7 protein-coding genes and 3 pseudogenes are annotated in these 8,153 nt (G+C 65.7%); 4 read left to right on the top strand and 6 right to left on the bottom strand.

The window, feature by feature from the left end; genetic code table 11:
- Window positions 1-236: 236 nt before the first annotated feature.
- The 3 genes and pseudogenes from IEW22_RS19265 to IEW22_RS19255 form a co-directional block, all read right to left on the bottom strand.
- Window positions 237-799 (bottom strand): annotated as a pseudogene (locus tag IEW22_RS19265) (ISL3 family transposase); the annotation flags it as partial.
- A 169-nt stretch (window positions 800-968) separates the two neighbouring features.
- Window positions 969-2,060 carry a hypothetical protein gene (locus tag IEW22_RS19260; protein ID WP_188588922.1) on the bottom strand — a complete coding sequence of 364 codons (1,092 nt, stop codon included), beginning with the start codon at window positions 2,058-2,060 and terminating at the stop codon, window positions 969-971.
- Between the two features lie 835 nt (window positions 2,061-2,895).
- Entirely contained in the window at window positions 2,896-3,159 is a 264-nt protein-coding gene (locus tag IEW22_RS19255) for a helix-turn-helix domain-containing protein (protein ID WP_168431420.1), read from the bottom strand.
- 136 nt (window positions 3,160-3,295) lie between these two features.
- Between IEW22_RS19255 and IEW22_RS19250 the strand changes: the two genes are divergently transcribed.
- Both IEW22_RS19250 and IEW22_RS20640 read left to right on the top strand, forming a co-directional pair.
- Window positions 3,296-3,571: a type II toxin-antitoxin system Phd/YefM family antitoxin gene (locus IEW22_RS19250; RefSeq protein ID WP_039857037.1), complete on the top strand. Its 276-nt coding sequence runs from the start codon at window positions 3,296-3,298 to the stop codon at window positions 3,569-3,571.
- Window positions 3,568-3,780 (top strand): annotated as a pseudogene (locus IEW22_RS20640) (type II toxin-antitoxin system RelE family toxin); the annotation flags it as partial. The gene IEW22_RS19250 and the pseudogene IEW22_RS20640, both read left to right, overlap by 4 nt.
- Before the next feature lie 214 nt (window positions 3,781-3,994).
- Here the strand turns inward: IEW22_RS20640 and IEW22_RS19245 are convergent.
- On the bottom strand, window positions 3,995-4,936 hold the full coding sequence (locus IEW22_RS19245; RefSeq protein ID WP_188588921.1) for a GlxA family transcriptional regulator: 942 nt from the start codon (window positions 4,934-4,936) through the stop codon (window positions 3,995-3,997).
- A gap of 108 nt (window positions 4,937-5,044) precedes the next feature.
- On the opposite strand from IEW22_RS19245, the gene IEW22_RS19240 reads away from it, so the two are divergent.
- Window positions 5,045-5,356 carry a putative quinol monooxygenase gene (locus IEW22_RS19240; protein ID WP_005180837.1) on the top strand — a complete coding sequence of 104 codons (312 nt, stop codon included), beginning with the start codon at window positions 5,045-5,047 and terminating at the stop codon, window positions 5,354-5,356.
- Between the two features lie 633 nt (window positions 5,357-5,989).
- Window positions 5,990-6,763 (top strand): annotated as a pseudogene (locus IEW22_RS19235) (ISL3-like element ISPfr2 family transposase); the annotation flags it as partial.
- Window positions 6,764-7,239: 476 nt separating this feature from the next.
- On the opposite strand, the gene IEW22_RS19230 reads toward IEW22_RS19235, so the two are convergent.
- Together IEW22_RS19230 and IEW22_RS19225 are read right to left on the bottom strand one after the other, a co-directional pair.
- Window positions 7,240-7,668: a hypothetical protein gene (locus tag IEW22_RS19230; RefSeq protein WP_229742916.1), complete on the bottom strand. Its 429-nt coding sequence runs from the start codon at window positions 7,666-7,668 to the stop codon at window positions 7,240-7,242.
- A gap of 33 nt (window positions 7,669-7,701) precedes the next feature.
- A complete protein-coding gene (locus IEW22_RS19225; protein WP_229742915.1) occupies window positions 7,702-8,076 on the bottom strand; it encodes an integrase core domain-containing protein in 375 nt (124 codons plus the stop codon).
- Between the last annotated feature and the right edge of the window lie 77 nt (window positions 8,077-8,153).

Genomic DNA, 8,153 nt, shown 5'->3' with positions numbered 1-8,153 from the left:
GGATGCACCCACCAACATCACCCCGTGGGCTGCGAGATCGACTGATCGACTGCAAGTAGGAACTGGCTCTAGAACTGCCTGGACCGGTTATCGGGGACCTGCCAGAACGAAAGGCGCGCTTCATGGACCCCACCTACGCCGTGTTCTGCGGCATCGACGTGGGAAAAGGCGAACACCACGCCGTCGGACTCGACCCCGTCGGCACTCGACTGTTCGACAAAGCGGCTCTTCCTGATTCAGAGTGCGTCGGGGTGTTCTGCCAGGCCGCCGGAGTGGATGAGTGACCGCAAGATGTAGTGGTTGAGGTTGCGGAAGCCGAGCGCGATCCCGCGTAGGTGTTCCAGGCGGCCGTTGATCGCTTCGACGGGCCCGTTGGAGGCGCCGGTGTCGAAGTAGGCCAGGATCTCGGTCCGTCGAGCCCACAGCGAGCGGCCGAGTTGGGCGAGTTCGGCGAGTTCTTTCGGCACGCCGGTGTGGATGCGTTTTGAGCAGCTTGTACATCGCGATCTTCCCGTCTCGCTTGTGCGGCTGGTCGTAGGCGTCGATCAGGTCCTGATAGACGGCGTAGGTGACCGCGACCGCCAGATGTTCCTCACGCGCTTGGAGGCCGTTGGTGATGCGGGTCTTCTGCTTGTCGGTCAACAAGCCGATTCGAGTGAGCAGAGGGCGGCGGATGCCGTAGAGCGGGTCCCCGCTACGGCCGCGGTGTCCGCACGTATCCTGTTGCACGCGTTGTGCGACACACGGTGAGTTTGTCGGCGGCCAAGTGCACCACATGAAACGGATCGATCCCGGATCGACAGGTACAACAGCGCCCGCCCGCACACCCGCCTCGGCAACGCCCCACCCGCCGAGTACGAGGCAGCGCACTGCGCTGAGCCCACCAAGTCATCGCGACCGGCAATGACACCTGCATAGACGTGGCATCAACGCGTAGATGTTTCAGTTTCTTCTGTGCTGGGGCTGTGTCAGGTGCTGGACCGGGTGTAGGCAGCGGCGCGCACCACATCGTCGTCCTCCAGTCCAGCTCCTATTGCTCCGCCCACGGTGGCCAGGCTGGCGGTGAGCCAGCTGATCTTCGCGTAGTCCAAAGCGTTCACTGGGTGACCGGCGATACCGGCCAGTACCTGCTCGTCGATGAGCAGCAGCGCGCCGACCCAGGACAGGATGAATAAGCCGAGGTAGAACACCACAACCCCGATGGCCACGGTCGCGGTGGTGGCCAAATTGAACAGGATCACCTGCTCACGTTGGGCTCGCCGCCGCGGGCGCTCCCACAAGTCGGCTCCCAGGATCAGGGTGGCACCCACCGCCCCGATCGCCATCACCGCCAGCAGGACCAGGCGCACCGGCCCGTAGGCCATGGCCAGTACCCATAGGTCCGAGGCCACCAATGTCAGCATGCCGGTGGCCGCTGCCCCGACCAGCGCCCGGGAGAGCCGGGCCACGAAGGCCCAAGGCTGGTTGGCGCGGATCATGCCCAGCAGCAACCGCACGTTGCCGCTCAGCACTCGGGCCGTGAACTGCACGACGTTGTCGTCCGGGCGTTCGTCGAGATCGGTGGACAGCTGGTGGGCTCTTCGAGCAAGATCCCGCTGGGCGTTGGGGTCTTCGGCGTCGTAGCCCAGGAGCTGCCCGACCACGTGCACGGTGGTCTCTTGCACCTTCTGCCGCACGTGCACGGGTCCCAGGGTTGGGACGGAGACCAGTCCTACCCCGTGCACGGGGCTGAGCTGGGTGAGCACCGGACGTCGGCCGGCCTTCAGGGGGATCTCGGTGAGCACCACGGCCAAATCCCAGTTCTCCTCCAGCACGCGGTTTCGGGCCGCCTCCAGCAGGTCCAAAGTCTCGGTGGGTGGATCGACCAGCCGGTCTTCGGCCATCTTCAGTTGCCAGCGCACTCCCGGATACCGCTGCACCAAAATCTTGCGCACCGAGGTGGTGACCTCGGGGCCGAGCACCGCACTCAGGGATGGTGAGACCACCAGGCCGATGAGCAGCTCGGCATCGGAAAGGGGTTCGGCAGGATCGGCGGTGGATCGGCAACGCTCAGCAGTCACCCCTCCATGGTGAGGCAACCACGGTCGGATTGCCACTGGCTCGATGGAGCCCCCAAGGTTTCGTGCAGCACCGCGGGCCGGATTCGGTGGTCGCCTCGATCCCGGAAAGAGCGGTGCTGCTCACTGCGAAATCCTCTCCCCGCCGACGCCGCCAGCGCGAAGACATCACAGCCAGCGGGCCCGGGACCTGCCGGTGTCGAGGACGGCTTCTCGATGATGCTGCAGTGACGGATCGGTTAAAGTGCTTCGGCGGTGTGGGAGCAGTGATCAGCGTGGGGCCGGTCGATTCCGTTCGGACAGGTGATGCATCGACTGCCCAGCGGCAGGTGCGGTATCTGGCAAGTCCAGCCGTCACCGACCTCGAGAGGGTTGCTAGACATGAACCCGTCAACGTCGGACATGTAGGTGTCGGCGGCCCGCTTGGCGGCCCCACAATCAACGCCGGGAGTCAACGCCACAATGTCCAGGATGCCGTCTGGTCCCCAGGCCACCCCGCAGCTACGGTCCCTGATCCATGCCGGCGGCGGGGGAGTGACGATAGTGGTGGGCGCCGGGGTCGGCGACGAACTGGAGGCACTCGATGCAGTGTCCTCGCTGTCGCTACAGCCAACTGTGATCAGTGCGATGGCGACCAGGCCGCCACCGAGCTGGGCTCGCCAGCGCAAGGAGCTCATTGTGGGCACTGTCATCTTGCTGGGCCTTCCGATGTGGCGGTTGTTCTGTCGCGTCCTCGCGCCGCCGACCGTGGTGGCCCAAAGTAGCGCAGACTCCATGCTTTCATTAGCGCTTCCTTCTCGGTGCCCCCGACGTCTCAGTCGATCCGGAAGCTACTCAATTAGTGGTCGTCGGTGGTGGTCCACGGACCGTCGAGGTATCCGGCGTCACGCAGTGCCGCCTCCAGGACCGACTGATAGGTGCGTCCGATTACCGTCGCGATGCCTTCCAACGTCGCACGGGCCGGTAGCCCGCGCACCCCGTGCGTGCGCCACAGGTTCAGGTTCTGCCGAGAAATCCCGATGCGTCGCGCCAACTCGGCATCGCTGACTCCATACGCATGCTTGTGCGCGTCAACGAGATCCACAAGATGAGTGGTTGTCACGCTTCAAGCGTGGGGTAGTGGTAGCTTGCATGTCAAGCACCGCTATTCGACTCCGACAAGCATTACTTGACATAACGTAGATTATCGGCCAAAAATCAGGCCATATCCTGGCCAGCGTGGCGGCTAAACTGAACGTATGACGACAGTGCCCCTCGGTGAAGCCAAGGACAAGCTCTCCGCGCTCATCGACAGCGCCGAGAGCACGCACGACATCATCACGATCACCAAGCACGGCAAACCTGCCGCGGTGCTGATGTCGGCCGACGACCTCGAATCGCTGCACGACACGATCTACTGGCTCTCACACGCCGGCGTCCGCGACGACGTCGCTACCGCACACGCCGAGTACGCGGCCGGTGAAACCGTGTCCATCGACGACCTGCGCGCCGAACACGGCATGCCGCCGAAATGAGCGATGCACCGCCCGACTCGGTCAGCCCGTACCGAGTTGAGGTCGCATCCCCAGCTCGCCGCGATCTCGGGCGTCTACCATCCCGGATCGTTCACGCTGTCATCGAATTCATCTCCGGGCCGCTCGCCGAGAATCCGCACCGGCTTAGCAAGCCGCTACGTGACGACCTCGCAGACCTTCACAGCGCCCGCCGAGGTGACTTCCCAATCGGCTCTGATCGGGTCTGCTGATCCTCTCGACGAGAACGCAGCGACATCACAGCCACCCAGCCCCGACCGTCCGCGAAGCGGGACTGTCGCTGATGACCTGCGCTGCGGGCGTGTCGAGTGGGTCGTCCAGGGGCGACGCGGGAGCGTCGACGCGACGTGCTGAGAGGTGGTTCCAGTCGAGCACTAGCACACCGGCTAGAGCCATGGCGATAGGTCAGGAACGGCGTCGCTCCCTGCGCAGGAGGGAGCGCAGAGTCTCGGCGTTCGCGTAGCCGACCCGTAGCGCGATCTCGGCGGAGGTGAGGTCCGTGGTTGCTGAGAGGTGCCGAGCTCGTTCGAGGCGAAGCCGTTGGACGAAGCCGAGCGGAGTGAGGTTGAGCGCCGCACGGACTCGTCGTTCGAGGGTGCGCCGGCTGGTGCCGAGCGACTGCGCGACGAAGGCGACGTTGAACGGTTCGTCCAGGCGGGCGCGCACGAAGCGTTCGAACTCGACGACGATCGGGTCCTCGTGCCGGAGATGTTCGTAGGCGACGAAGGCCGCCTGCGACGGGCGCTCGTCGATGATGAGGAGCTTGGCGACATGTTGGGCCAGGTCGGGGCTGATCGATCGCACGAGTGAGAGCGCGAGGTCGATGTGGGCGAAGGCGGCGCCGGCGGTGACGAGGTTCCCGTCGGCCACGACCATGGTGTCGAGATCGAGGGCGACGGTCGGATAGCGCTTCAGGAACTCCGGCCCCAGGAACCAGCTGGTCGTCGCCCGCCGATGATGCATCCGTCCGGTCTCGGCGACGGCGAACACGCCGGTGCACGCCGCGGCGATCCGGGTGGTCGCCTCGTCGAGGCGCCCGAGCGAGGCGATGACCGAACGAGCATCTCGGCTCTGGAGGGCGTCGTTGGTAGCGGCGGCCGTGAGGGTTCCAAGCGCAGGGACGACGACCACGTCGAACTCTCCGGACTCCGACAGCGGGTGGTCCACCGACAGGGTCATCGATGCCGTCGTGGTCACTCGCCGTTTCGGTCCGAGGATGGCGAGTTCGATCGGGTCGATCCGCGGGTCGACATCGCCGCGGGCTCCGTCGGCCACCCGCACGATGTCGATGATCGACGCGATAGCCGAACCGAAGCAGCCGTCGATCGCGATCAGTCCGATACGCATGACGTAAACAATAGCAATACCGCCGTATACGCCACTCCCCACCGGCCCTCGCTCGTCATACGCTGAACTCGCTTCACCAAGAAACCTCGACACCTAGGAGAGTCCCTCATGTCCACACCCGCATCACTTCCGTATGCCTTCGTCGCCAAGATCGTCGCGGCCGATGGACAGCACGACGCGGTCGCCGATCTGCTCGCCGGCGCTGTCTCACTCGCCAACGAAGAAGTAGGAACGATTGTCTGGTTCGCGGTCAGGACCCACGCCGACACCTTCTGGATCTTCGATGCATTCCCCGACGAGGCCGCTCGCGACGCCCACGCCAACGGCGCCATCGTCGCAGCCCTGATGGCCAACCAGCACCTCCTCGGCGCAGCACCCGAGATCCTGGCGGCCGACGTCCTCGCGTCCAAGCTCCCGTAGTCCGCCAACGCACGAGACGATCGCGCCCCGCCAAGCCGTCGCCAGGTCGCGACGCAACGCCACGCTGCGTTGCCGAGCGGTACGAGGCCTATCGGCACACGGACAGGATGCCGGCCGCGAGCGCTCAGCCGGCGAGGGGTCCGTCGCAGAGGAGAGCGACGTCGGTGTCGGGCAGAGCCGTGAGGCCAGCGCATCGCGCGACCACCAGAACCGAACAGCCCCTGACCTGCGTTTCCGCATGTCAGGGGCTGTTCGCCGGAGCCGCCTGTCGGAATCGAACCGACGACCTAATCACGTCGGCTTTGCGTCTATCGCTTGATGCGTCCACTGGGCGAACGAGCCGCTGACCTGCGCAAACGCCAAGCGTGGGGGACGCCGCCATCCGGTGGTGACCGACGACGACCGACCAGTACCGACCGTTTCACCGGAGCTTGCGGCGGCGTCGAAGCCGAGCAAGCTCCATTCCTTTAGCTCACCGCGCCCTCCTGCTCGCCGGTCCCGTCGTCGTCGAAGACGTTTCAGGGGTCCTTCTCAGATGACGGTATAGGTCGGCCGGGCGCGTCGGTCCGCAGATAGACGTCGAGGTCTCCCGACGACGGAGGTTCCTACGCCATCCATCCGAAAGACCTCGACGTGTCCGACGCTACCCCGCCGGCCGGCTTCGGCCGCCCTGACCTGACCGCCTTCGCTCGACTCGACGGCCTCGGTCTGAGCGTGACCGGACAACGACTTGAACCGGATCGTGCGGTCCTCGCGTGCCGCGTGGTGGAACCAGATCAGTGGTGCCGACGGTGCGGCAGCGAAGGCGCTGCTCGTGACACCGTGATCCGGCGGTTGGCCCACGAGCCGCTGGGCTGGCGACCGACCGTGCTGGAAGTTGTAGTGCGCCGCTACCGCTGTGCCGACTGCGGACACGTGTGGCGCCAAGACACCAGCGCCGCGGCGGAGCCACGCGCGAAGCTCTCGCGCACCGGGCTGCGGTGGGCGCTGGAAGGGATCGTGGTCGCACACCTCACCGTCGCCCGTGTCGCCGAGGGACTCGGGGTCGCGTGGGACACCGCCAACAACGCGGTCCTGGCTGAAGGCAAGCGGCTGCTGATCAACGACCCCACGCGGTTTGAGGGCGTGAAGGTCATTGGCGTCGATGAGCACGTCTGGCGCCACACCAGGCGTGGCGACAAGTACGTCACCGTGATCATCGACCTCACCCCGGTCCGCGATGGCGCCGGCCCAGCAAGGCTGCTGGACATGGTCGAGGGCCGGTCGAAGGCGGCGTTCAAGACCTGGCTCGCCGACCGCGACGACGCCTTCCGTGACGCGGTCGAGGTGGTCGCGATGGACGGCTTCACCGGGTTCAAGACCGCCGCCGCAGAGGAGATCCCGGACGCGGTCACGGTGATGGATCCAGACCGTCCTCACCAAAGCGTTCCGCGCGAGGACTTCACAGAGCCCGCCTATGAGGGTTACGAGCACGCTATCGTCGCCAGGACGTGCAGAGCCCTGGCTGCGGCGACGCGCAGCTCCGATGACTGCTACTTCGCGATCTGGGCCGGCTATTCGGGTGTGGTGTCTCCCCTACCGGGTGGGCCTCGAATGCACATCCCCAACCGCGACTACCACCTCTACGTCGGCACACTGTCCGACCTCAAGGCGTGGGAGCAGCCACTGACACACGAGACGCCTGCGCTGCTTCACGACCCGCCGGCCTTCGTATGGCCCGCCGACCGCGCCTGGTGCCTGGCCAGTGACGTGGATCTCCGGATTAGGGGCAGCGTGGGTCGGTACCAGGGTGCCCGTTTGGCTGGCGCGTCGCGGCCAGCTGCGGCGTCGACTCACCACCGAACAGGGCTCGGTTCGCCGTGAGCCACCCATCCCCGTGGTGGTCAGGGCGTGTTGATCCAGTTGAGGATCGCCTGCCCCGCGCGGGGGTCGCCGTTGTTGATACCGACAACGGCGCCGATCGCCGCGCCCACACCGGCTCCCCAGACACACCCCACGATCACTATGCAGCCGACGATGAGCCCGGCCAGTGCGCCGACCGCGGTGGCGACGTTACCGCCACGGTTCCAGCCGTTGGTGATGTGCCAGATCATCTGCTCAAAGGCGCGGTCTTTCTTCGCCGAGACCGGACGCACCCCCGCGGCGATCTCGGTACGGGCCGATTCGCTGAGCACCGGGGTCAGCGTGGCGGTGCTTCCATCGGCACTGACCGCGGCACGCAGAGGAACAGACTGACCATTCAAAGGCACCGCCAACGACACTGTCTCGACTATCTTCCCGTGCCGGTCGACAATCGACAGCGCGTCACTCACAGGTGAATCGCCCCGGGTTTGCTGGGGGCTCGGTTAGTTGGTTCCAGCGGTTGCCGGGACCCGGGTTCTCACCCGGTAGTTGGTGACTGTGTGGGTCGACCAGTAGGTGGTCTCGTACTCGACGGGTGGGACGTGCCCGATCTCGCCGTGCAACCGTCGGTGGTTGAACCATTCGATGTACTCGGCGACGGCGATCTCGACCTCGCCGACACCGCCCCAACCGCCCCTCGGGGGCATGATCGGGTTGCGGATGCATTCGGCCTTGAACAGCGAGTTGAACGCCTCGGCCATCGCATTGTCGTACGAATCGCCCTTGGAGCCAACCGAAGTCACCGCATCGGCTTCGGCGAGGCGTTCGGTGTAACGGATGGCTCGATACTGGGCGAGTTCAACCGGTCGATGCAACACCGGGCTACTGCAGGGAGCGTAGCTGCTCGGCGAAGACCTCGGCCGGGGTTCGCCAGCCGAGGACCTTGCGTGGCCTG

It is taken from the genome of Gordonia jinhuaensis (assembly GCF_014639795.1).
Taxonomy (GTDB): domain Bacteria; phylum Actinomycetota; class Actinomycetes; order Mycobacteriales; family Mycobacteriaceae; genus Gordonia_B; species Gordonia_B jinhuaensis.
The sequence above is the reverse complement of the archived record's forward strand: the minus strand, read 5'-3'. Positions and strand labels throughout refer to the sequence as shown.